Annotated in this window: 16 protein-coding genes; 9 read left to right on the top strand and 7 right to left on the bottom strand. The window is 50.4% G+C overall.

The features are described 5' to 3' along the window. Positions 1–8: 8 nt before the first annotated feature. The gene (locus D6024_RS23240) at positions 9–2,477 is read left to right on the top strand and encodes an outer membrane beta-barrel family protein (protein WP_162944967.1); all 2,469 of its coding nucleotides are present in this window, start codon (positions 9–11) and stop codon (positions 2,475–2,477) included. A gap of 215 nt (positions 2,478–2,692) precedes the next feature. On the opposite strand, the gene D6024_RS23235 is transcribed toward D6024_RS23240, so the two are convergent. The 3 genes from D6024_RS23235 to D6024_RS23225 are packed head-to-tail and all read right to left on the bottom strand — an operon-like array spanning position 2,693 to position 7,087. After that, positions 2,693–4,120: an ATP-binding response regulator gene (locus D6024_RS23235; RefSeq protein ID WP_121357208.1), complete on the bottom strand. Its 1,428-nt coding sequence runs from the start codon at positions 4,118–4,120 to the stop codon at positions 2,693–2,695. Further along, a complete protein-coding gene (locus D6024_RS23230) occupies positions 4,120–4,557 on the bottom strand; it encodes a response regulator (RefSeq protein ID WP_121357207.1) in 438 nt (145 codons plus the stop codon). Before D6024_RS23230 ends, D6024_RS23235 begins: the two co-directional genes overlap by 1 nt. Beyond that, a complete protein-coding gene (locus D6024_RS23225) occupies positions 4,550–7,087 on the bottom strand; it encodes a PAS domain S-box protein (protein ID WP_121357206.1) in 2,538 nt (845 codons plus the stop codon). Before D6024_RS23225 ends, D6024_RS23230 begins: the two co-directional genes overlap by 8 nt. 670 nt (positions 7,088–7,757) lie before the next feature. Between D6024_RS23225 and D6024_RS23220 the strand changes: the two genes are divergently transcribed. From D6024_RS23220 to D6024_RS23190, 7 genes are all read left to right on the top strand, one after another. Further along, a complete protein-coding gene (locus D6024_RS23220) occupies positions 7,758–9,842 on the top strand; it encodes a beta-galactosidase (protein ID WP_162944965.1) in 2,085 nt (694 codons plus the stop codon). Positions 9,843–9,951: 109 nt separating this feature from the next. Next, positions 9,952–10,338, top strand: coding sequence for a Dabb family protein (locus tag D6024_RS23215; protein ID WP_121357205.1), 387 nt, complete (start codon positions 9,952–9,954; stop codon positions 10,336–10,338). Between the two features lie 117 nt (positions 10,339–10,455). After that, a complete protein-coding gene (locus tag D6024_RS23210; RefSeq protein ID WP_121357204.1) occupies positions 10,456–12,084 on the top strand; it encodes an amidase in 1,629 nt (542 codons plus the stop codon). Between the two features lie 53 nt (positions 12,085–12,137). Then, a complete protein-coding gene (locus tag D6024_RS23205) occupies positions 12,138–13,943 on the top strand; it encodes an ABC transporter ATP-binding protein (RefSeq protein ID WP_121357203.1) in 1,806 nt (601 codons plus the stop codon). Between the two features lie 126 nt (positions 13,944–14,069). After that, a complete protein-coding gene (locus D6024_RS23200) occupies positions 14,070–16,796 on the top strand; it encodes an alpha-L-rhamnosidase (RefSeq protein WP_121357202.1) in 2,727 nt (908 codons plus the stop codon). 97 nt (positions 16,797–16,893) lie between these two features. Then, positions 16,894–17,928 (top strand): nucleoside hydrolase, encoded by a 1,035-nt coding sequence (locus D6024_RS23195; protein WP_121357201.1) that lies wholly within the window; start codon positions 16,894–16,896, stop codon positions 17,926–17,928. A 7-nt stretch (positions 17,929–17,935) separates the two neighbouring features. After that, complete coding sequence (locus tag D6024_RS23190; protein WP_121357200.1) at positions 17,936–18,277, top strand: L-rhamnose mutarotase; 342 nt, start codon at positions 17,936–17,938, stop codon at positions 18,275–18,277. A 75-nt stretch (positions 18,278–18,352) separates the two neighbouring features. Here the strand turns inward: D6024_RS23190 and D6024_RS23185 are convergent, their stop codons facing one another. The 4 genes from D6024_RS23185 to D6024_RS23170 form a co-directional block, all read right to left on the bottom strand. Next, positions 18,353–18,586 (bottom strand): hypothetical protein, encoded by a 234-nt coding sequence (locus D6024_RS23185; protein WP_121357199.1) that lies wholly within the window; start codon positions 18,584–18,586, stop codon positions 18,353–18,355. Between the two features lie 29 nt (positions 18,587–18,615). Continuing rightward, positions 18,616–19,101, bottom strand: coding sequence for a hypothetical protein (locus D6024_RS23180; RefSeq protein ID WP_162944964.1), 486 nt, complete (start codon positions 19,099–19,101; stop codon positions 18,616–18,618). A 61-nt stretch (positions 19,102–19,162) separates the two neighbouring features. Beyond that, entirely contained in the window at positions 19,163–21,064 is a 1,902-nt protein-coding gene (locus D6024_RS23175) for a DUF3857 domain-containing protein (protein ID WP_121357197.1), read from the bottom strand. Positions 21,065–21,067: 3 nt separating this feature from the next. Further along, positions 21,068–22,996, bottom strand: coding sequence for a DUF3857 domain-containing protein (locus tag D6024_RS23170; protein ID WP_121357196.1), 1,929 nt, complete (start codon positions 22,994–22,996; stop codon positions 21,068–21,070). A 670-nt stretch (positions 22,997–23,666) separates the two neighbouring features. On the opposite strand from D6024_RS23170, the gene ureA reads away from it, so the two are divergent. Then, complete coding sequence (ureA, locus tag D6024_RS23165; RefSeq protein ID WP_121357195.1) at positions 23,667–23,969, top strand: urease subunit gamma; 303 nt, start codon at positions 23,667–23,669, stop codon at positions 23,967–23,969. Positions 23,970–24,055 lie beyond the last annotated feature (86 nt).

Raw genomic sequence — 24,055 nt, 5'->3', positions numbered from 1 at the left:
TGTCATTCATGCGAACGGCCTCTTTGCTCTTTTGTTTCTTTATCGCCGGCCTCTTTTCTGCCACTGCGCAGAACACCACGAAAATCCTGGGAACTGTAAACGACGAATCCGGAAAGGCAGTTCCCGCTGCCACGGTTTCGCTGTTGAAAGCATCTGACTCTGCGCTGGTAAAAGTTGCCCTGTCGGAAGCGACGGGAACATTTGAATTCAACGGCGTCAAAGACGGCAGTTACCTGCTGGCCGTTTCTAACGTGGGGTATGCAAAAGCCACCAGCAAATCCTTTACGCTAAGCCAGGGCCAGTCGCTGGAACTGCCGGCCATTACGCTTGCGGCCAGTGCTGCCAGTTTATCCAGCGTGACCGTGCAGGCAAGAAGACCGCTGGTAGAAAACAAGATCGATAAAATGGTGGTGAACGTGGATGCCTCACCCACCAATGCCGGTTCCACGGTGCTTGAAGTGCTGGAAAAATCTCCCGGCATTTCGGTTGACCGCGATGGCAATATCAGCCTGAAAGGAAAGCAGGGAATTGTTGTGCTGATGGATGGAAAGCAAACCTATTTGAGCGGGCAGGATCTTGCCAACCTCCTGCGCAACATGCCGGCCAACCAACTCGACCAGATCGAGATCATGACGCAGCCTTCGGCAAAATTTGATGCGGCCGGCAACTCGGGTATCATCAACCTGCGCACCAAGAAAAGCACCCTGCGTGGTTTCAACGGTGCCATTAACCTGGGTTATGTGCAGGGCCGTTATCCCAAGTCGCCAAACAGCGTGCAGTTCAATTACCGCACACCCAGGTTGAACCTCTTTTCCAATTTCAGTTATTCGTACTGGTCGGGCTTCAACGACCAAACCTTGCTGCGCACGTTCCGCAACAGCAGCGGCGAAGTAACGGCTGTATTTGACCAGGTGGCCAACCAGCGCAATCATAGCACCAACTACAACGGCCGGGTTGGACTTGATTACAATCTCAACGCAAAGACCACGATCGGCATCTTGGTGAACGGTACCACCCGCCCGGGTCTTTGGCAAAACCGGGGCCGGGCCGACATTAAAAACGGTGCAGGTGCCATTGACTCGTTTAACACGGCCTTTACTGAAAACCGCGACCGCTGGAACAACATTGGCGGTAACCTGAATTTCAAGCGGGTGTTGCCGGGAACCGGTCACGAACTGACTGCCGATTTCGATTACCTGCGCTACACCACCGGTACCAAACAGGTCTCCGACAATTATAACTACAGCCCGGGCGGCGCATTGCTTTCCGATCCGTTCCTTCTTCGCGGCAACCTGCCTTCCGACATCATCATCTACAGCGGCAAAGCCGATTATGTCAGGGCATTGAAAGACGGAGCCAAAGTGGAAGCCGGGGTAAAAAGCAGCTACGTATCTACCGACAACGATGCGCAGTACACCCGCTACGACAGGCAAAGCGATGGCTGGTATATCGATAACACCCGCAGCAATCATTTTTTATACACCGAGAACATCAATGCGGCCTATGTCAACGTTAGCCGGCAGTTGAAAGGCTGGGGCTTCCAGGCGGGCCTGCGGGCCGAGAATACCGTTGCCGACGGCAACCAAATGGGCAATGCAACGCAAAAGGACAGCACGTTTCATCGCAGCCACACGCAATTCTTTCCCACGGCCTATATCAGTTACAACGCAAACGACAAGAATACCTTCAGCCTGTCGTACGGCCGGCGCATTGAGCGGCCCAATTACCAGGACATGAATCCCTTCCAGTACTTCCTGGACCAGTACACCTTCCGCCAGGGCAACCCGACCCTGATGCCGCAATTCACGCACAACATCGAGCTGTCGCATAACTACAAGAGTGCACTGAATACGACGTTGAATTATACCTCCACGACCGACATCCTGAATGATATTTTGAAGCAGAACGACGAAACAAAAGTGACCTACCAGACAAAGGAAAATATTGCCAGCCGCAAGGTTCTCGGCCTTTCCCTCAGTTACAATGCCTCGCTCACCAAATGGTGGACGACCAGCTTATTTTCCAACGTCAATTACAACCATTACAAAGGCCTTGTGAACAATACCGATCTGGATGTAAAGCTGGCAACCTTTATGTTCAGCGGCAACCAGGTGTTCCGGTTTGCCAAAACATGGTCGGCCGAGATCAGCGGCTTTTACCGCAGTGCCGCGCAGGAAACAGGCATGTACCTGATCAGGCCCATGGGCGTTTTCTCTTTTGGATTTGCCAAACAACTGCTGAACAACAAAGCCAACCTGAAACTGAATATTTACGATCCGTTTTATGTGCAAAAAGCCAAAGTGGATGTGAAGCTGGGCAACATCGATGCCTTTGTATTGAACCGGTGGGACAACCGTCGTGTGGCACTCACGTTTACCTACCGCTTCAGTAAAGGCCAGAATGGCCCTCCGCAGCAACGCCGCCGCACAGGCAGCTCGCAGGAAGAACAAAACCGCGTGGGTGGCAGCCAGCAATAAGTGTTTTCTTTTTTTCCGTGCAAAAATGCCCCTTTGAAAAAAGGGGCATTTTTATCTTGAGCGGCTGCCGCCCGATAAGATCGCAGTGATCATAAAAGCGGTCCCATTGGTTTTTAGTCCTCTTTAAAAGACCGTCGCAATTGAAGGAAATACCAAACGAAGACTCTCCTTAGCCGGTTTTTTGGGGCAATGGGATAGGGCCAGCCTGCATGGATTTAAACAGGCAAACGCACTTCCAGGGTCGTTCCTTTTCCCGGCTCCGAATAAAGGTTGGCCTCCCCGGAATAATAGGCTACACGGCTGTCAATGTTTTTTAGCCCGATTCCTTTTGATTTTTTCGACATGTCAAACCCAATGCCATCGTCGGAAATTGATAGTTTGATAGCCATATCGGTCATGGCCAATGTTAACCGGACTTCCTGGGCTTTTGCATACTTGATAATGTTGTTCAGTTGTTCCTGGATGATCCGGAAAATCATTAGTTTTTTTGTTTCGTCCAATTCGGTTTCGGAAAACGCCGATATCGAAAGCGAGATGTGGAATTGACTGGTTGCATTCAATTCTTCTACCAAATTCCTGACGGCATCTACGAATCCAAGGCCGTTAAAAGTAGGGGGGACGAGTGAATGAGACAGTTTACGAATTTCATCGATCGCATACAAAATATTTTTTCGGCTCATCATCAGCATCTCATCTTTAAGCGATGCGTTTCCCAGTCCGGTTTCCAGGTAAAGTTTTACCGATGCCAGGATCTGGTTAATGTTGTCGTGTAATTCTTTGCCAATTTCTTCCTTTTGCTTTTCCTGTCCCAGCAACACGGCTTCTGTTATTTGCCGCTGGAAGTTGATTTGGGCTGCAAGCAGTTTCTCCTGCAGCTTCTTCTGTTCGGTGATGTTCATCATGGCACCGATCATGTGTCGATCTCCATCATTGTTGGTTGGCAGAATAACGCCCCTGCTATACATATGCTGGTACGTGTTGTCTGCAGACCGAAACCGGTATTCTACTTGTAAATCGCCCTGTCTTTTTTCAACGACCGCAGAAATTTTCTGCATCACATGTGGTTTGTCATCCGGGTGGATCTTATCGCACCACCAATCCAGTGTAGATAAAATCTCCGTATCGGAATAGCCTAAAAACGATTTTTTGCCGTAGGAAATGCGTTGGGGTTCGATTTCCCAATTCCAGATCACATCTTCCGTTACATTGCCAATCAACTCATATTGCCGGTTAATTGAGCGGATTTCCTCCAGTGATTTCTTTCGTTCAATGCTGTAATTGATTGATTTTTCCAGAAAGCGTTCGTTGAGTTCATTTTTCAGGAGGTAATCCTGCGCACCCTGTGTGATACACTCCAGGGCCATGCCTTCATCGGCTAAGCCGGACAAAACCACAATCGGAATACGGGGAAACGTTTGGTTGAGGGAAATAAACGATTCCACACCGCCACTGTCTGGCAGGCTTAAATCGAGAAATACAAGATCGATCCCGCGTTCTTCTGTGGGCACGTCTGCCAGCGACCTGGCGTGGTAGAGATTTTTAATTGGCACATTCGTTTGCCTGAGGTAGGCTTCGAATAAGAAAAAATCACCTTCGTTGTCTTCGACAATGAGGATGGTTAAGGGTTTGTTGGTATGAGGCATTAGTCGTTGGTTTTCGGAAGTTTTACAATATTGATCCAAAAGTTTTTGATGGTTTGAATGATCGACATAAACTTGTCTAAATCGACGGGCTTTGTGATATAGCAGTTTGCATGATTATAGTACGATTTCATGATGTCCCGCTCGGCATCAGAGGTTGTCAGCATGATCACAGGAATCACTTTTAACTGCTCATCGTTCTTAATGATGGAAAGGATTTCCATGCCGTCGATTTTGGGAAGGTTGATGTCGAGAAAAATAAGATCGGGTGTCGATGCTTCTTTATACACACCTGCTTTGCGAAGGAACTGCAAGGCTGCTTCCCCATCCTTTACCACATCGATCTCATTTCTGATCTTCGCCTCTTTCAGCGCTTCCATTGTTAAAACAATGTCGCCTTCGTTGTCTTCAACCAATAAAATACGGACCTCTTTAAGCATTGTGTGATTTTTTTAACGTGAAATAGAAAGTGGAGCCTTGACCCGGCTCGGACTTTACCCAAATTTTTCCGCCGTGCCGCTCGACAATTTTTTTGCAGATGGCCAGGCCGATGCCGGTGCCGCTGTAATCGGTTCTTGTATGCAGGCGCTGAAAGATGATGAAAATCTTATCAAAATAACGTTGGTCAATTCCGATCCCGTTATCCTTGACAAAAAAGCGCCAATATTCTTTCTCGTCCGTACAGCCCACCTCAATGAAAGGATTTTGCGAGCTCCGGTACTTCAGCGCATTGCCAATCAGGTTTTGAAACAGTTGGTGTAATTGCATTTTGTGACCGGAAACAACGGGCAGGGGTTGAACGTTCAAAATGCCCATGTTTTCTCTGAGTGCAGGCGCAAACACAGTTTGCAGTTCCTTGATCAGAACATTCAAATCAACAGTGCCGAAGGCTTCTGCAGAAGCCCCGACCCGGGAATAATGCAACAGGTCCTGGATCAATCCTTTCATGCGTTCCGCGCCATCTACAGCGAAATGGATATATTTTTTCGACGTTTCGTCAAACTCGTTCTGGTGTTTTTTTTGCAGCAGGGCTAAAAAACTCGTCACCATGCGCAAGGGTTCCTGCAGGTCGTGCGAGGCTACATAGGCGAAGCGTTCCAGTTCAGCATTGGATGCTTTTAATTCCTCCGCTCTTTTTTCAAGGTCCGAGTTAAGCTGCTTCATTTGGAGCTCTGACCGTTTTCGCTCTGTAATGTCCTGCATGGTGCCGCTGAACCAGAAAGGATGGCCCTCATTGTCAAGACTCACTTCCCCTTTCGTGTGTACAAAAAGGATGGCACCGTTGGCTGTGATGATCCGGTGTTCGATATCGATTTTCCCACCCTTCGCAAGAAGGCTTTCTCTTGCGTTTACCAGTTGCTGTTTGTCCTCCGGGTGGATTGAGTCAAGCAGGAATTGCTGCGTATTCGTGATTGTTTCTTTCGCAACACCAAACAGGTGATAGATTTCATCCGAACAGGACCATGTGTTGTTCCGCAAGTCCCAGTCCCAGTTACCCAACCGGGCAATTTTTTGGGCGTGAAGGAGCCTTGTTTCGCTTTGCGCTAGCTGCCGGGCCGTTTTCACCCGTTCGGACCCGTTGCGGGCAATGCAATACATCAACTTGTCTTCTGCCGACCAGGTTGCAGACCAGATAATGGGAATGATGGAACCATCTTTTTTCCGGTAATGGTTTGTAAAATCTGCAACGGGTTCTCCGTCCATGATTTGCCGTGCAATGACAGCGGTTTGCGACCGATCGCTTTCCACCACGAAGTCCATGAATTTTTTGTGCATCAGTTCCTTCGGCGCGTAGCCCAATAACTGCCTGACGGTATCGCTGAGCATGATAAATTCTCCGTTTCCATCGATGATGCAAAGCAGGTCCAGCGAAGTGCGAAGCGCCTGTTGCAGGCCATCCAGAATTTTCTGCTGATTTTCGAAACTTTTTAAGAGGGCTTCGTGAGAGGTTTTCAGCGGCGTTATATCAATGGCTGTTGTGCCAATGGCATAGAGGCTTCCCTTGTCATCATAAAGCGGGAATTTTGAGGTAAGAAAAGTGTGCTTCCCGCCAGGTGCGTCAAGGTCGATCATCAGTTCAACCGGTTGACCGTGTTTGATGACCTCATTATCCTCTTTGTTGACCAATGCCTCGATTGCCGGCGGAATGATTCCCTCACAGGTTTTTCCGATCATATGTTCCGCATCTGCCTGGATAGCCGTAGCAAACTGTTGATTGGCCAGTATGTATTTACCCGAACGGTCTTTCACGTTCACCAAAATCGGGGCATAATGGATGATGCTTTTGACCAGCTCTTCGCTTTTGCGCAAAGCCAATTCCGCTTTTCTGCGATTGACAGAATTCCGGTAAACGAGATAAAAAGCAAGGAGGATGGCGAAAACAAAAAGCAACAGGAGGATCCGCACGACCCAGGCGCTAAACTCAACATTTTTTTGGTAAGCGGCTTTTCTGTCATTCAACAGTTGTTTTTGTTCGGATTTGAGAGAATGGAAGATGTCCCGTAATTGTGCCAGCACTGTGTCTGCTTTATAGATCAATTGCACTACATCGGCTAACTGGAAGTTTTTCTGTCTTCGCAAGTTGATGGCCTGTTGCCGTATCGGCAAATAACCCATGTAAATCGCTTGTAACGAATCGACCTTTTTTTGTTGCCAACGGTTTTCTCTTGTAAACTGGCGAAGCCGCGCCAAATTCCGTTGGAGGGATGCATTGGTGGCCGTATACGACAACAGATAGTTTTCGTTTGCAGTCAGAATAAAGCTCCTGGATTGAATGACAACTTCCTGCTCGTCGTTTTGGAGCGAATCCGCAAGAGACAAAACCTTTTCTGTAAGTGAAACCCAGTTCCTCGTGGATTTTGTTTCAGTATTTATTCTGATCGAAAGAAATACAATTACCGAAATCAAAATGAGGGTCAGAAAAAAGAAAACAAGAATCTTTTTTTCAAAAGATAACTTTTGTGGTTTCATGTGGTTTAGGGTGTTTTTCAACTATGCATTATCTCCTCGAATACCGGTTAGGATGTTGGATAATGGCTGTATTTAACTGAAAGCGAACGTGTTTCAAAAATAATTTATCTGTCGGCTAAAAGTTAAACAGTATAGATAAAATATTGTGATATAGGGGATTCCACCTAAATGGGTAGGCTCATGGAAAATCTATTTTGAAATCGTATCAAAAGCAATGAGCCAAACGTAAACGTGGCAACACGACCTGGCCGGTGAACGATCGAAACTGGAAATGTAGTCCAATAGCATGGAGGAGTGAACAAAAAAAGAAGTTCGGAATTGCCAGGTGGAAGCGGATCAGCCGTTATCGGTCAGGCAAGTAACGATGGGCCGGCCGAGACGGTGATGAACAGGTGCAAAGTCCAACGTTTTAACCCGACTCGTTATCGTTTGCAGGACAGCTTACATGAAGCAATTACGTCGCTGCCAGTTTAAAAGGTCAAATCAACTTCCGGCCGAACAAAGAAAAGCAGGTCTGCCCAATAGCTGAACGGAAAGTCATCGGACGTCAGCCTGGTTTGACTGTTCGTTTTTCGGTCACCTGGCACACAAGTGGAAAAAACAGTAGATTAACGGCCCGTTATTCCTGGTAGAACGGTGCCGTTTTTTTCGTCATTTTGATTCCGGTTGCATGAAAAACAGTTTACTTTCTTCACTGATCGCAAGCCTTCTTTCGCTGCTGTTTTTGCAGCAAGCCGCTGCGCAGTTTCAACCCGACCGACTGTTGTTTGGCGTGGCCTACTACGATGAATACATGCCGTACGAACGGCTGGACAAGGATGTGCAAATGATGAAAGAGGCAGGGATCAATGTTGTCCGCATCGCCGAGTCAACCTGGGGTACCCTTGAGCCGCAGGAAGGCGTGTTTGATTTTTCGCACATCGACCGGGTGTTGAAGGCCATGAACGACGCCGGTATCAAAGTGATCATCGGCACACCGACATATGCCGTGCCCACCTGGCTGGTAAAAAAACATCCCGATGTTCTTGCCATTACGCCAAGAGGGCAAAATCAATACGGTGCCCGCCAGAACATGGACATCACCAATCCGTACTTTTTGGAGGCCGCGGAAAACGTCATTCGCAAATTGCTGGCGCATGTAAAAGATCACCCGGCGGTGATTGGCTACCAGGTAGACAATGAAACAAAGTCGTACGAAACCAGCGGGCCAAACGTACAGAAACAGTTTGTTGCCTACATGAAGGCGAAATTCCCTTCGCTGGATAGTCTCAATAAAGCCTTTGGACTGGACTACTGGAGTAACCGGATCAATAACTGGGACGATTTCCCTTCGGCAAACGGCAGCATCAATGCCAGTCTTTCGGCCGAATTCAGGAAATTTCAACGCTCACTTGTGACCAGCTATTTAGCCTGGCAGGCGAAAATTGTACGGGAGTACAAAAAGCCCAGCCAGTTTATCACGCAAAACTTCGACCTGGAATGGCGCGGTTATTCTTACGGCATACAACCCGACGTGGATCATTTTGCGGCAGCAAAAGCACTGGACATTGCCGGCATCGATATCTACCATCCATCGCAAAACAGCCTCACGGGAACAGAGATTTCCTTTGGTGGTGATGTGGCCCGGTCGATGAAAGGCGGACAGAATTACCTGGTTATCGAAACGGAGGCGCAGGGCTTTGCCGAATGGGTGCCCTTCCCCGGCCAGTTGCGGCTGCAGGCCTTCAGTCACCTCGCTTCCGGTGCCAATATGGTTTCCTACTGGCACTGGCATTCCCTTCACAACGCAATCGAGACCTACTGGAAAGGGTTGCTCAGCCACGACTTCGAACCCAATCCCACCTATGAAGAAGCCAAAACAATCGGCGCCGATTTCCGGCGCTTAAGCCCTCATTTGTTGAATCTTAAAAAACAAAACAGGGTCGCCATCCTGTTTAGTAACGAAGCGCTGACGGCTTTTAATTCTTTCCCGATCGGGAGTGAAAATTACAATACGATTTTGCGGCCGATGTACGATGCGTTTTACCGCATGAACGTTGGCGTTGACCTGATCGATCCGTCCACAACGGAATTGGAGAAATATAAATTGATCGTGGTTCCTGCACTGTATGCGGCACCCGACAGTTTGCTCCGGCGGTTAAACAACTACGTCAGAAACGGCGGGCAGGCCGTCTTCACGTTCAAGTCCGGTTTTTCCAACGAGAACGTAAAGGTGCGGACCGTGCGCCAACCGGGTATTATCAGTGAAGCCTGTGGCGTAACCTATAGCCAGTTTACCAATCCCGGGAACGAGGTGTCGTTAAAAGGCAACCCTTTCCATGTTGGCCCCGAGCAAAACAAGGTACATAAATGGATGGAACTGCTTCAGCCCACCACGGCCAGGGTGCTGGCCTGGTACGATCATCCGTACTGGGGCAAATACGCAGCTATCACCCAAAACAACTATGGCAAAGGGTTGGCCACCTACATTGGCTGCCTCACCAGCAACGAGGTGACCGAAAAGATTTTGGAAAATGCGGTGAAAGCGGCTGGTCTCTGGGGCAAAGACCAGGACCTGAAATTCCCGGTTATTCTAAAGTCGGGAGTGAACGGGCTAGGGAAAACGGTCCGCTATTATTTGAATTATTCGGGCCAGCCACAAACAGTTCTGTATCCATACAAAAAAGCAACGAAATTGCTTTCCGGGGCAGCGCTGCCCCCGCAGACGAAACTTGTTTTACCGCCCTGGGGATTTGAAATCATTGAAGAGCAATAAGGGACGCAAACCCAGTAAATTGCCTGGTGAACGAAACGCGGCTTCGGAATGTTCGGCCTAATTTGCCAGATCTTACCATCGAAACTTGAAATTTAAAAACCACAGCACAATGAAAAGGTTCGCAGTTCTTTTTCTCCTGCTGCTAACAGTAGCCGTTATGCATGCGCAATCGTCAAACAACACCACGCAAAAACAACTTCGCCATGTTGTCCTCTTCAGGTTCAAGGATGGCACGTCGCCGCAGGATATTCAAAAAGTGGAAGAGGCCTTCCGTGCGCTGCCCTCAAAGATCAAAGAGATCAAAGGGTTTGAATGGGGAATCAACAACAGCCCGGAAAAGCTGAACGAAGGGTTGACACACTGTTTCTTTCTCACCTTCGACAGCGAAAAAGGGCGGGATATTTACCTGCCGCACCCGGCACACAAAGCCTTTGGTGCCATTTTGAAACCGTATCTGGACAAGGTAGTTGTGGTTGATTACTGGGTGAATAAATAAAGTTGTTAGCCGGGTCGCAGAAACCGGCCTAAGGCTTCCGCGGTAAACCTGGTTTCCTTTTTCGTGGAAAACTTTCCGTGTAAATTCCTGCACCTGTTTTCATCCTATTTTTAAAGGATGAACAGACGACACTTTCTGAAAAATAGTTCGCTTGCCGGTTTGGCCATTGCGCCCATTCCAGGCATGGCCCTGGCCAATGCCACCGACTCAAAAGCACAGGACTCCGGCGCTGCAAGTTTCCTGCTGGAAGAGGTTACCATCGACGTGCTCCAGCAAAAAATGCGAAGCGGTGTGTACACGTCGCGGTTCATTACCGAACAATATTTAAAACGCATTGCCAGTCACGATAAAAATGGCCCGGCCATCAATTCGGTAATCGAAATAAACCCGGATGCATTGAAGATCGCCGATCAAATGGATGCCGAACGAAAAGCAGGGAAACTGCGCGGACCCCTTCACGGTATTCCTGTCCTGATCAAAGACAACATCGACACAGCCGACAAAATGATGACCACGGCCGGTGCATTGGCCCTGGCGGGAAACAAGGCAGCAAAAGATGCCTTCGTGGTCAGGCAGCTTCGCGATGCCGGTGCCGTGATTTTGGGGAAGACCAATTTGAGTGAATGGGCCAACTTCCGCTCCACCCGGTCGACCAGCGGATGGAGCAGCCGGGGCGGACAAACCAAAAACCCCTACATCCTCGATCGCAATCCGAGCGGCTCCAGCTCGGGTTCCGGCGCAGCCGTGTCGGCCAACTTTTGTGCCGTAGCCGTGGGAACGGAGACCGATGGTTCTGTGATTGCACCCTCCTCGTTCAATGGTATCGTCGGCATTAAGCCCACCATTGGTTTGGTCAGCCGCAGCGGGATCATTCCTATTTCCGCCACGCAGGACACGGCAGGACCAATGGCCCGCACCGTCAAAGACGCAGCCATCCTGTTAAGCGTTTTGGCGGGTATGGATCCGGCCGACACTGTAACAGGTGAGAGCAAGGGAAAAACAGAAAAAGACTACACCCGTTTTTTGGATGCAAATGGTCTGCGTGGAAAACGGATCGGCATTGAAAAAAGTTTTCTCAGTGGGCACGAAGGCGTGGTAGGCCTTTACCGGAACGCGATCGACGTGTTGAAAAAAAGCGGGGCGACGATCATTGAAATAGAGTTGTTGAAAGCCGTTCGGGAAGGCGTTGGCGGTGCCGAATTTGCCGTGTTGCAATACGAGTTTAAGGATGGTGTCAACCGCTACCTTTCGGGCTCCAACGCACCGGTGAAAACACTGGCAGATGTGATTGCCTTCAATCGGAAAAACGAAGCGAAGGCCATGCCGTATTTCAAGCAGGAAATTCTGGAAACAAGCAATGCCCTGGGCGGACTGGATAGCCAGGCATACAGGGAGGCCCTCGCAAAGACGACCAGTACGAAAAAGATCATCGACGACATCCTGCAACAAAACGATTTGCAGGCCATTTGCGCAACCAGCATTGGACCCGCAGGTTGCACGGACCTGATCAACGGCGATTACGATACCGGGTTTTACTTTTGTCCGCCTGCAGCCATGGCGGGTTATCCCCACATCACGGTTCCCATGGGTGCCGTGCACGGATTACCGGTCGGTCTTTCTTTTGTTGCCGGTGCCTACCAGGAAGGTGAGATCATCCGGCTGGCCTATGCATTTGAGCAGGCAACAAAAAGCCGGATCGTTCCCGCCTTTATCCGGCCGGTTGTTCCCGGTACAGAAAGGGGATAGAAATGAATGGGTGCCTCTATTTTTTTTACGTGTATAACGGTAAGGGTTAACGCATGAGCGATATCACGCTAAAAGACCGGTTTTCTGCATTGGGCAACCTGCCCCGATTTTTCAAATTGGTGTGGCAAACCAGCCCGTCCTACACCTTGCTGAATGCCACGCTCCGGCTTCTGCGCTCGGCAATCCCGGTCGCTGTCTTGTATGTTGGAAAACTGATTGTCGACCAGGTGGTGTTTCTCACCCAGCACGAGCAGGTTTCACATACGATGCTTTGGGAACTGGTGGCAATCGAATTTGGCCTGGCTGTGCTGTCCGATGCCCTGAGCCGGGCCACCACACTTGTTGACAGCATGCTGGGTGACCTGTTTGCGAATTACACGTCCATCGAGATCATGAACCATGCGGCGACACTGGACCTGGAACAGTTTGAAGATCCAACCTTTTACGACAAACTGGAGCGTGCCCGCCAGCAAACCGTCGGACGCACCGTGCTCCTGTCGCAGGTGCTGGGGCAGGTGCAGGATTTTATTACCATGGGTTTTCTTGCTTCCGGGTTGGTCGTCTTCAACCCTTGGCTTCTCCTGTTGTTATCGGTAGCGGTGTTGCCGGCCTTCCTCGGCGAATCATATTTTAATGACAAAAGCTATTCGCTCAATCGCCGCCATACTCCGGAGCGACGGGAACTGGATTATATCCGCTACATCGGCGCCAGCGACGAAACCGCAAAAGAAGTCAAGCTGTTTAATCTCTCCGGCTTCCTGGCAGATCGTTTTCGTCAGTTGTCGCAAAAGTTTTATGCGGACAACAAAGCGCTTGCAGTGAAACGTTCCCTGTGGGGCACGGCTTTTTCCCTGCTGGGCACTGCCGGTTATTACGGCGCCTATGCCTACATCATTGCGGCGACCATCAGCGGTAAAATATCCATTGGGAGCCTGACCTTCCTGGCGGGTTCTTTCCGGCAGTTGCGGAGCGGGCTGGAAAACATTCTTTCCCGCTTTACCACCGTTTCGCAAGGCGCCATTTACCTGCAGGATTTTTTTGACTTTTTTGAGATCAGCCCACGTATTACACCGCAGCCGTCGGCCCGGCCGTTTCCTCAGCCGATTCAAACCGGCTTTACGTTCGAGAACGTTGGTTTTACATACGCCAATTCGGAACGATGGGCCAACCGTCATTTGAATTTTACGCTTCGCGCCGGGGAAAAGCTGGCCCTGGTAGGAGAAAACGGTGCCGGCAAGACCACGCTGGTGAAGCTGCTGGCAAGGCTGTACGATCCCTCGGAGGGACGCATCCTGCTTGACGGCTATGACCTGCGGGAATATGATCTTTTTGAACTGCGCCGGAACGTGGGTGTCATTTTCCAGGACTACATCCGCTACCAGATGACAGTGGCGCAAAACGTGGCGGTGGGCAACATCACCGAAAAAGAAAACAGGGAACGCATCGAGGAGGCATCCCGTAAAAGCCTCGCCGATTTGCTGGTGCAACGCCTGCCCGGCCGCTACGACCAGCAACTGGGCCGCCGCTTCGGACAGGGTGTAGAGTTGTCGGGTGGCGAGTGGCAAAAAATTGCCTTGGCCAGGGCCTACATGAAAGAAGCCCAGTTGTTGATTTTGGATGAGCCGACATCGGCGCTGGATGCCCGGGCCGAATACGAGGTTTTTCAGAGGTTTGCCGAATTGACCCGCGGGAAAACGGCCGTATTGATTTCACACCGGTTCTCCACTGTTCGCATGGCCGACCGCATCCTCGTACTGGATAAAGGCGAATTGCTGGAGGTGGGAAGTCACGAAGAACTGCTGGCGCTCAACGGCCGCTATGCCGAGCTTTTCCACTTACAGGCGAAGGGTTACCGCTAAAAAGAAGCCGGCGATTTCCTTCGCGCAAATCATCCTTTTTGGACAGGTCTTCGTTTCCCATGCATTGATGTCTTATCTTCCAAAATCAATGCATAGGCACCGTTGCCATTACTAAAACTTGCGACAATGAAAAGAAGCTTTTTTGTTTTGCTTTTATTGACCCTTGCAAACCTTTCTCTCTTCGCCCAGACAAAACTCGTTCACCTGCTCTGCGAAAACAAGGCGGACCCGGTGGGTGTCGATCAGTCGCAACCCCGCCTGACCTGGCAACTCGAAACCAACAAACGAAACGTATTGCAAACCGCTTACGAGATCAGGGTGGCCGACAATGTATCGTCGATGAAGAATGGAAAGAACCTCCGGTGGAACAGCGGCAAGGTGGCGTCGGATCAATCGGTGCTGGTGCCTTACGGCGGTGCGCCGCTGGAGGCGGGGAAAAAATATTTCTGGCAGGTAAGAGTCTGGGACAACAGCGGGAAAGCCTCTGACTGGAGCAGTCCGTCGTCCTGGCAAATGGGCATGCTAAAGCCCGACGACTGGAAGGCCAAATGGATCACCATCGGTTACACGGAAGACAGCATACAGCGGCCAAGTCCCTACTTCCGCAAGTCTTTCACCGCTGCAAAAAAGGTGTTGTCGGCAACGGCCTCCATAACCTCGCTGGGGTTGTACGAAGCGTCCCTCAATGGCCATCGCATCGGCAACGCTTTCCTGACTCCCGGTTGGACAAGTTACAACAAGCGATTGCAGTACCAGGTGTACGACGTGACGTCGTTGATGCAAACCGGCAACAATGCGGTTGGAATGATGCTGGCCAACGGTTGGTACCGCGGCGCAATCGGGTGGGAAGCCAACAGGGATGCGTATGGGAAAAACCTGGCACTGCTGTTTCAGCTCGATATCACCTATACTGATGGAACGAAGGAGACCGTGGTTTCAGACGGAAGCTGGAAGTCTTCGACAGGCGCCATCCGGAGTGCCGAAATTTACCACGGTGAACGCTACGATGCACGGGAAGAAAAAACCGGCTGGAACACGGCATCTTACAACGATCAGTCCTGGTCTGCCGTACGCACAATGGAAGCCCCGAAGACCACGCTGGTTGCCACCTACAATGAACCCGTCATCAAACACGAAATTTTCACGCCGCAGCGGATTTTCCGCACGCCGAAAGGCGAACTGGTTGCCGACTTCGGGCAGAACCTGGTGGGGCTTGTGCAACTGAAAGTGCGGGGCAAACGCGGCGACCAGGTTTCCATCTCGCATGCCGAAGTGCTGGACAAGGCGGGCAATTTCTACACGGCCAACCTGCGGGCGGCCAGGCAACAAAATACGTATATCCTCAACGGTGGGGGAGAAGAAGTCTACGAACCCCATTTTACGTTCCAGGGCTTTCGCTATGTGAAGGTGGACGGCTTTCCCGGCGAACTGCGTCCCGAAAACCTGACGGCAACAGCGCTGTATTCCGATATGCCTGCAACCGGTACATTCACGACGTCCAACCCCTTGCTGAATCAACTTCAACACAACATCCAGTGGGGGCAGCGGGGCAATTTCCTTGATGTGCCAACCGATTGCCCGCAGCGGGACGAACGCCTGGGCTGGACCGGCGATGCGCAGGTGTTTGCCCGTACGGCCTCGTATAACCGGAACGTCCACAGCTTTTTTGCAAAATGGCTTCGGGATGTGGCCGCCGACCAGTCTCCCAGCGGTTCGGTGCCTTTCGTAATACCCAATGTGCTTGGCCCCGGTTCCGGTGGATCAGCTGGTTGGGCCGATGTGGCAACGGTTGTTCCGTGGACGGTTTACCTGGCCTACGGCGACCGCAAGGTTTTGGGAAACCAGTATTCCAGCATGAAGGCCTGGGTTGGCTTTATGCAGAACAACAGCACCAATGATCTCTGGAACAAGGGCTTTCATTTCGGCGACTGGCTTTTCTACAGGCCCGAAGACGACAACGACGGCCGATCGGCCATTACCGACAAATACCTGATCGCACAGGCCTTTTATGCCTATTCGACCCAGTTGCTGATCAATGCCGCTACGGTGCTCGGCAAGCAGGAAGACGTGGCAACCTACTCTGCCCTGTTGCAGCGGATAAAAGACGCTTTTCTGAAAGAATATGTCACTCCTTCCGGGCGCCTCGTATCCAGTTCGCAAACGGCTTATGTGCTGGCACTGCAATTCGATTTGCTGCCCGAAGCCCTCCGTGCCCAGGCCGCAGAGCGGCTGGTGCAAAACATCCGGAGCTACAACAACCACCTGACAACAGGCTTTCTGGGAACACCCTATTTGTGCCATGTGCTTTCCCGTTTTGGTTACACCGACGTAGCTTACCAGTTGCTGCTGCAGGAAACCTATCCGTCGTGGCTCTACCCGGTGAAGATGGGAGCAACAACCATCTGGGAGCGGTGGGACGGGCAGAAGCCGGATTCGACGTTCCAGACGCCGGGCATGAATTCATTCAATCATTATGCGTATGGCGCTATCGGCGACTGGATGTACCGTGTCATGGCTGGCATCGACACGGATCCTTCGGCTCCGGGATACAAAAAGATTGTTATCCAGCCGCATCCAACCGACAAGATCACGTCGGCGTCGGCAGACTTGCAAACCTATTACGGCGTTGTCAGCTCGCACTGGAAACAGGATGGCGGAACCTTGCACTTCGATGTGGAAATCCCGGCCAATACCTCGGCCACGGTCTACATCCCGGCAAAATCGCCGGAAGGAATCACGGAAGGCGGGCAGCCACTGTCTGCTTTGAAAGAGGCAAAGCTGAAAGGCATAGAGGGGAAATATGCCGTGGTGGAACTCGGCTCGGGACGGTATTCCTTTGCATCTGCCGAATAAAAAATGGCCGGGACCGAACGGCACTGCACCAGCCTTCTTAGGTAGTTGCAGCGCACAGAATTTTTAGCTGAATCACTTCAATGAAAACAGGGATAGCATGATGAAATCTGTCTTTGCTAGCGGCCTGCTTTGCTGCCTGGGTTTATTCGCGTTTTGTCACGCAGCAATAGGGCAGTCCGCAAGGCCGGTTCCGGTCATCTTCGACAGCGATATGGGACCGGATTATGATGATGTCGGCGCCATCGCCATCCTGCATGCGTTTGCCGACAGCGGAAAGGTGAAGATCCTCGCCACGATGGCGTCAACCAAATATGACGGGGTTGCCGCCGTCTTCAATGTTTTCAACACCTATTTCAACCGGCCAACCCTTCCGATCGGTGTTCCAAAAGGGGAAGCCCTTACATTGCGGGACTGGCAACACTGGAGCGATACAGTCATTGCCAACTATCCGCACCACATCAGGCACAACGACGAGGTAGCCGACGCCGTTGCACTTTACCGTCAACTCCTTGCAACACAGCCCGACACGTCGGTCACGATCATTACGGTGGGCTTTTTCACCAACCTGGCCAATCTTTTGCATTCCGGCGCCGACCGGTATTCTGCATTGACGGGAGAGGAGCTGGTGCGGAAAAAAGTAAAACAACTGGTGAGCATGGCCGGCAGCTTTCCGTCCGGGAAAGAATTCAATGTGGAGAAAGACGCAGCCGCCTCACAATGGGTTTTTGAACGCTGGCCTTCACCCATCCTGTTCAGCGGTTTTGAGATTGGCCGGAAAATCAAGACCGGCCTTCCGCTGGTACAGAACAAGGCCATCAGCAAGAGTCCTGTAAAAGATGTTTTTCGCATTTCCCTGCCCCTGGCGAAAGAGGACAGTGCCGGCAGGATGAGTTGGGACGAAACGGCGGTACTGGTTGCCGTAAATGGGTATGCGCCTTCTTACACGCTGCACCGGGGAACGATGACGGTTTCGCCGGATGGCCGCAACGCCTGGCAAGACGGTGCCGGTAGCCATGCTTACATCGTGGAAAAACTTTCTCCTGATGTGATGCAGGACCAAATCAACCGCATGATGATGCACCAGCCGGCCGGCAGTAAAAACGAAGCGCCAAACACAATCAAAAAATTTTGACTTCACGATGAACAGACGTTATTGCCTTGCACTTGATCTGAAAGACGATCCGCAATTGATTGCCGAATACGAGGCCTATCATCAAAACGTGTGGCCGGAAATTCTCCAATCCATCCGCTCGGCCGGCATCCGGGAAATGGAGATTTACCGTACGGGCAACCGCCTGTTTATGATCATGGAAGTGGATGAAAGTTTTTCTTTCGAAAAAAAGCAGGAGGCAGACAGCGGAAATGCCAGGGTTCAGGAATGGGAAGAGCGCATGTGGCACTACCAGCTGGCTTTGCCCGGTGCCGCCCCTGGTGAAAAATGGCGGTTAATGGACAGGATATTCAGCCTTGGTGAAAACTAAACGGCGCCAGCAGCGATGGCAATCTTGCAGATCGTAGGGTGCCGGAAGTATGCAGGCAGCCGCCAATTGGCAGGGTCAGCAAACAGCCTCACCAAAATAACAGGCAGCGACCTGGAAAAGCTCCGTCGAATCGACGCGGGTTGCCTTATAGCTTTGTATGGCCAACTGGAGAGAGGCGTCGGTATAGGACGCAATGAGGATCGACTTTTTACCCAGCAGAAGAAAATTGCGCAGGTGGATGGCCTTGATGAAAGAGCAGAGGTCCGAAACGGTCTGGAAATGAAGCGAACAATTTTGCATGGCAATCATGGATCAATGGTTTGATAAAGATGCAAAATTTACACCATGCTTTGCGAACGTCCCCAAAAAGGCAGGGGCTCGTCCACCTTGCCAGCTTTGTTACCGGCGGCGGTTTCCTTGCAAATCGCCAGGTAATCGTGCAGCGGTTTGGTGTTTTGCACCACAACAACCCGGTTGGTTTCTTCCAGGTAGTTTAAAAACTTTATCATGACCTCTTCGAACGGTTTCCAATTCGAGGACCGGATGGAGGAGTAATTGGCCTTGCTCATCTTCAGTTCCGAAAGCACGGGCTCGTCTGCTGCTCCTTTCTTAAAATAGGCGGTGAACAATTTTGCGCCGTCGAAATAAAAATCAATGGCCGTCGGGAAATAAAACTTGAACCGGATCTTGGGTTGGGGATGCAGGAGAAGCCAGTTGTCGTATTCGCTTCGCGAACAAAGAAAATACTCCAGCAACTCCTTTTCCGTTTTCGACACAGTGAGAAGGTGTGGAGTCGGCCGGAAGATCTTTTTTAGGCTAATCATAGCGTTAGGATTTGGATTGGGCGTAAAGATAGGGGCTGCAGAGATATTGTCAAACCTTGCTTTATTGTTTTACCAGCACCAGGTTTTCCTCTTCCAGCGTGGCGACCGTTTTAAAAAACTGCACAACGCCTGCATACTCCAGCGGTTTGACGACATGTTGCGACAGCAACAGCCAGCTTACTACCGTTACCTGGTTGGTTGTTTTGTCAAAACGAATGGACCGCCTATACTGGCTGTACGAAGTTTGTAGCTCCTTGTCGGCGGGGAGCATATCAGGACTGAAGCCTGGCGGCAACAGGAAAACCGTCGTGTCTCTTTTTTCATACGGGTAGGAAAACAGGAAGTCGGTTTCCCGCTTCGCCGATAGCAGCCTTTCAATTGCCAGTGGTTGAATGCAAAGCGGGAAAAAATACTTGTTGCCACTTTTAAAATCATACAGTTTGCTATAGGAGCGCTGCAAGGCAAATGCGGCTGCCGGTGTTTCGCCCTGGGCAGAGACCGCCAATTCATCGGGCTCTTTGTAATGAAGCGTTTTGACCAGCTGTTCTTTTTGTGCGTCGGTGTCGAGCTGCACGATGTACTTATAAAATGAAGTCGTTTCGCCGCTGCTTTCGAGCCGGTTTTGGATGACGGCTCCGCCTTCGGCGTCGAGCGTAACCGTGTTTTTTGTAAGAAGGCGGTTGGCGTGGTAGTCTGATTTTGGCGTGTTTACCAGAACGCCGCCATTCTCGGTCAGCAGCAGGGCTTTTTTGTTTTCGGTAAACGGTCCCAGTTCGCCTGTCAGCGACGTGGTGCTGGTGCATTCCAGCCAGGTAGAGTCTTTCTCACCCGGAATGCAGAGGATCACGTGGTTAAACGGATCGCTGGGAAATTGCGGGTCGGCCGGGATTTTGTTGGCGCCTGCATTGATCAGGGCCGGGTAGGCTTTGATGCCCGCAACACGCAGGAGACAACGCATGTAATTGGTGAGTGCCTTGCAGTCGCCATACTTTTTCTCGTCCACAAATTTCACGGGAAAAGGCCGGAAGCCACCAATGCCAAGCTGAATGCTGACATAGCGCATATTTTGCTGCAGGTAGCGGTAAAGGATCCTGATTTTTTCATCGCGGCTGGTTGCACCGCTAAGCAGGTCTTTGATCTCTGCCTGCCGCTGTTCGCTGAAAGGTGTTTTTTCCTCGTACAACTGAAAGGTCCATGCCCCGAAGTCCTGCCAGGTGCGAAAGCTTCCCTTGAAGCCATCGTACGAAAATTCATTGGGTGCCACTTCTACCTGCGGCAGGTACCGGGCCGTTTCGTAGCCGTCGCTTTCCAGCCATTTTGCCATCACGTTCTTCGTTTCCCACATATAGTGTTTCTGGTTGCCCGTTTCGCTTACCTGCGGCGTGATGGCCATATTCAGGGTGCGGTGCCGGATATCCAGTGCCGATGGCACGTTGACCTCGTAACGGAAGCGCTCCGTGGAGGAGCGATGGTAATTGATAAACCAGTTTGGCAACTCTATGTAGCCGGTTGCGTGGATGGTGTATTGCACGTCAACGGTACAGGGATAGGTCGGTGCCGGCGTGTATAATTTCATCACTTTGTCGTCAGTTACCAACGAAAACCCGTCGAACGCCGCTTCGGTTTCAAAATCTTTTTTCCCATAGGTTTTCCGAAGCAAGCCCAGGGCATCGTACATGTTGATGGTAACGTCTTCGACTTTGTAAAACTTATCCGTTCCCAGCCGGTGATGAAGAAACTGTGCACCCTCCGCATTGAGCAGGGTTACAACCTGGTGAACTTTCAGGGTATATTCAGAAGCGGAGGCAATGTTCAGGATTCCCTCGTCCAGCCGGTAGACAACATCGGCATCTTTTTTCAACTCTTCGGGTATCGGTGTTGTGGCGAATGAAGGTGTCGATTGCTGGCCCTGAACAGACCGCACGATAAAACAGCAAAAGATAAACGTAATAGCCTGGCGCATGGATTAGTTGGATTTTAGTAAAACGGGTTCGTTCAGCAGATCAACCATTTCTTTAAAAAAGCCTTTCACCATTTCGTATTCGTCTGCAACGAACCGCTCACGGTTGATCTCTATCACATAGCGCACATTCAAGATATTCTCTTTTTTCTCCATGATCCGGCTTACCGACATGGTTCTATCCTGCGATACCAGTTTCTTGTTGGCGGGCAGCGCTTCTGTTGCAAAGGAGGCCGGCAGGATAAAGCTGCCGACGACCACACCACTGTATTTCGAACCGAAATCAATATCGGTAAACCGGTACTGCGTGATAAACGGATTTTCGTTCAACCCGGTAAAGAGGTTTGTGTTCAGCAGGTAATAACCGCCCGATTTTTTCAAGGTCGAATGGAAACGAATCTGTTGTTCCAGCATTGCGGAATCGTTTTTTAAACCGGCCAGGGAAAACGAATCGACCTTCAGGAACGAATAGGGTTTTACCAGCGCTTCCTGGTAGCGTGCCTGGTCGGATTTATAGCGGCTCACCTTTTCCAGTTTGGCATATTCGCCGTTTGAAACAGTGGCGGATCCTTCCAGCATGCCCTCTTCGCTGATCGAGGCCAGCAGGCGAATCGATTCGCGTTGCTTGTGGGGGAGATCTTTGAAATAAATGAAGCGGTGTTTTTTCTTGTCCACCAAAAAACCGATCGTGTTGAGCAGATCGGTGGGTACCATGAAAAACGGCGTATTCTGGTCGGTGCCGTCCAGCACGTAGTCAGTCCCGTTGCAGGAGACAAAGGCCACGACTTTGTTGAACTGTTCGAGATAAGAGTAGGTGGTATCGATCAATCCATTATCCCGTTCACTCACCAGCAGTGGATAGGCATCGAGACCCGCGCTTTTCAGCAGGCTCACAAGAAGTAGGTTGATGTCGCCGCTGTTTCCTTTTTTCTTTTCCAGGATGTTTTTCACGCCGTCTTCGCAGTACTTCGATGTGAAATTGTTCCAGGTAATGTTGGAACGCACAAAATCATAAATCGTTTTCACTTTTTCAGCTGGTGCCAGGGATGGCGAAAGGCCTTTCAGAAAGGCGGTGCCCGAAAGGTCTTTTTTTGCCTGCGAGCCAAAGCCGGGTTCATCGATCAATTCCGTTGCCAGCTGTTGCCAGGTCGCGGAGTAATTGGTTTTACCGTAATAGTTGGTAAAACTGGCAAACTGGAAATTGACCCGTTGCAAAAAGTTGCGGGTGCTGGCGGTGTATACTTCGTCCCTTAAACCGGGAATGTTGTGCATCACGAAACGGACCTTTCCGGCCTCTTTGTTAGGCGTAACCTCAACCGGTAAGTTATTTGTGCGGTAAACCGAATAGGCAAATTCGGAATTGGCTATCGGCGCCAACTCGTACGAACTGGTGATCACGGGGATTTCTTTTTGAAATTCCCAGCGTCGCAAGCCGCCATAGCTTTTCATGGTGCTGATGTACTTATAGTCGATGATGCTGCCGACTTTAATATTAGGCAATGCAAAACTGATCACAGAGTAAAGACTGTTGATCTTCCGCTCGAAGATGTTCTTTCGCTCCAGGGTGGTAACAGTAAACGTGCCATTGCTGCCGGGAGTGGTCACCTGGGCTTCAATGTCGCGGAGGAATTCGAAACCCTCACCGCTGTAAAAAGGAATGTTGATGTCGCCCCGGCCAATGCCCTTTTCTTTCAGGATTTTCAGGCGAATACGCCTTTCCGTAATCAGGTTGTACTGGTCGTTGAAGTAGGCCACAGCATGGTCGAGCAGAATCACTGCGTCGGCACTGCGGTCGAAGGGACACTCTTTCATCTCGCGTTCTTCGGCAGACGTTTCACCGAAGGCCGGTGATTCCGACTGGGCCGATGAACGAATACTCAGGGAAAGGCAAAAACACAATGCAAGCCATGTTTTGAAGTAGGACTGAATCGACATACGTTAGTTTTGGTTGTCTGTATTGCATCTATTGGATGGATGCAGCTAAATGAAAGGCCAATATTAGAAGAATTGTGCGAACCGGGCAAATGTAGGACTGCCCTTTTTTCCGGGGTTTTTACCTGTACAAAGGATGTTTGCCGGGATACAGGAAAGTACGAGGCAGGTTTCGATGGAATTCACGTAAATGGAAGGAACGCAACATTGGTTGCCGCAATGCCTAAACGGTTGGGTGTTTAAACTTTAAAAAAATGAAAGCCTGTAGGGGCAAGGGTTTGCAATAAAAATCTGCACTGTTGGGATTCGTAAAACGAAACAAAACTTAGTAGGGGAAACAGCCGGCAGCAAGCGAGATTTGAATCAGCGGTGAATTGTAAAGCAAGCAATCGTTATAAAAAAAAGCAATCGAAGCGTCGCGTTAAAAGGACTAAAGAAAATACTTCATACAACAAGCAATCGGTAGCGTACGCTGTCTTTAGCGAAAATTTTGCTGCACAAGTATAGGGCAATTTTTGGAAAACAAAAAAGATTGCTAAAAAAATACTGTCCTTCGTTGCCTTTTTTTTGTGCCTTCCCTCATCTCCTTTTCTGTAAGTAGAAGAAAAACTGTAATTTACCGTTGCCTGCTTGTTTTATGAACATTCGTTTTTAACCCAACAAATCTTCAGCAATGCACCTGACACCCCGAGAATCGGAAAAGCTCTTGCTTTTCCTGGCGGGCGAATTGGCCCAAAAGCGAAAAGACCGCGGCCTTAAGTTAAATTACCCGGAAGCCATTGCGCTCATCAGCAGCCAACTGCAGGAAGGTGCCCGTGATGGGAAAACGGTCGCTGAGTTGATGTCGTATGGCGCTACGCTGCTTTCCCGTAGCGATGTGATGGAAGGCGTGGCTGACATGATCGATGAAATCCAGATCGAGGCAACCTTCCCCGATGGAACCAAACTCGTAACCGTTCACCAGCCCATACGGTAGGTGAATCTTTGGTCGCGAACGGGTGAATAGCTGGTCGCCCACACACACACAGAACGAATTCCGAAATATTTCAGCAACCATTTTAA

The organism is Flavisolibacter nicotianae, from assembly GCF_003628535.1.
Taxonomy (GTDB): domain Bacteria; phylum Bacteroidota; class Bacteroidia; order Chitinophagales; family Chitinophagaceae; genus Flavisolibacter; species Flavisolibacter nicotianae.
This window is presented reverse-complemented; position numbering and strand designations above follow the sequence as displayed.

What these genes read in the sequence shown, in the direction of transcription:
- D6024_RS23240 (WP_162944967.1), top strand. Translation starts at nt 9, where the DNA reads ATGCGAACGGCCTCTTTGCTCTTTTGTTTCTTTATCGCCGGCCTCTTT.
- D6024_RS23235 (WP_121357208.1), bottom strand. Translation starts at nt 4,120, where the DNA reads ATGCCTCATACCAACAAACCCTTAACCATCCTCATTGTCGAAGACAAC.
- D6024_RS23230 (WP_121357207.1), bottom strand. Translation starts at nt 4,557, where the DNA reads ATGCTTAAAGAGGTCCGTATTTTATTGGTTGAAGACAACGAAGGCGAC.
- D6024_RS23225 (WP_121357206.1), bottom strand. Translation starts at nt 7,087, where the DNA reads ATGAAACCACAAAAGTTATCTTTTGAAAAAAAGATTCTTGTTTTCTTT.
- D6024_RS23220 (WP_162944965.1), top strand. Translation starts at nt 7,758, where the DNA reads ATGAAAAACAGTTTACTTTCTTCACTGATCGCAAGCCTTCTTTCGCTG.
- D6024_RS23215 (WP_121357205.1), top strand. Translation starts at nt 9,952, where the DNA reads ATGAAAAGGTTCGCAGTTCTTTTTCTCCTGCTGCTAACAGTAGCCGTT.
- D6024_RS23210 (WP_121357204.1), top strand. Translation starts at nt 10,456, where the DNA reads ATGAACAGACGACACTTTCTGAAAAATAGTTCGCTTGCCGGTTTGGCC.
- D6024_RS23205 (WP_121357203.1), top strand. Translation starts at nt 12,138, where the DNA reads ATGAGCGATATCACGCTAAAAGACCGGTTTTCTGCATTGGGCAACCTG.
- D6024_RS23200 (WP_121357202.1), top strand. Translation starts at nt 14,070, where the DNA reads ATGAAAAGAAGCTTTTTTGTTTTGCTTTTATTGACCCTTGCAAACCTT.
- D6024_RS23195 (WP_121357201.1), top strand. Translation starts at nt 16,894, where the DNA reads ATGATGAAATCTGTCTTTGCTAGCGGCCTGCTTTGCTGCCTGGGTTTA.
- D6024_RS23190 (WP_121357200.1), top strand. Translation starts at nt 17,936, where the DNA reads ATGAACAGACGTTATTGCCTTGCACTTGATCTGAAAGACGATCCGCAA.
- D6024_RS23185 (WP_121357199.1), bottom strand. Translation starts at nt 18,586, where the DNA reads ATGATTGCCATGCAAAATTGTTCGCTTCATTTCCAGACCGTTTCGGAC.
- D6024_RS23180 (WP_162944964.1), bottom strand. Translation starts at nt 19,101, where the DNA reads ATGATTAGCCTAAAAAAGATCTTCCGGCCGACTCCACACCTTCTCACT.
- D6024_RS23175 (WP_121357197.1), bottom strand. Translation starts at nt 21,064, where the DNA reads ATGCGCCAGGCTATTACGTTTATCTTTTGCTGTTTTATCGTGCGGTCT.
- D6024_RS23170 (WP_121357196.1), bottom strand. Translation starts at nt 22,996, where the DNA reads ATGTCGATTCAGTCCTACTTCAAAACATGGCTTGCATTGTGTTTTTGC.
- ureA (WP_121357195.1), top strand. Translation starts at nt 23,667, where the DNA reads ATGCACCTGACACCCCGAGAATCGGAAAAGCTCTTGCTTTTCCTGGCG.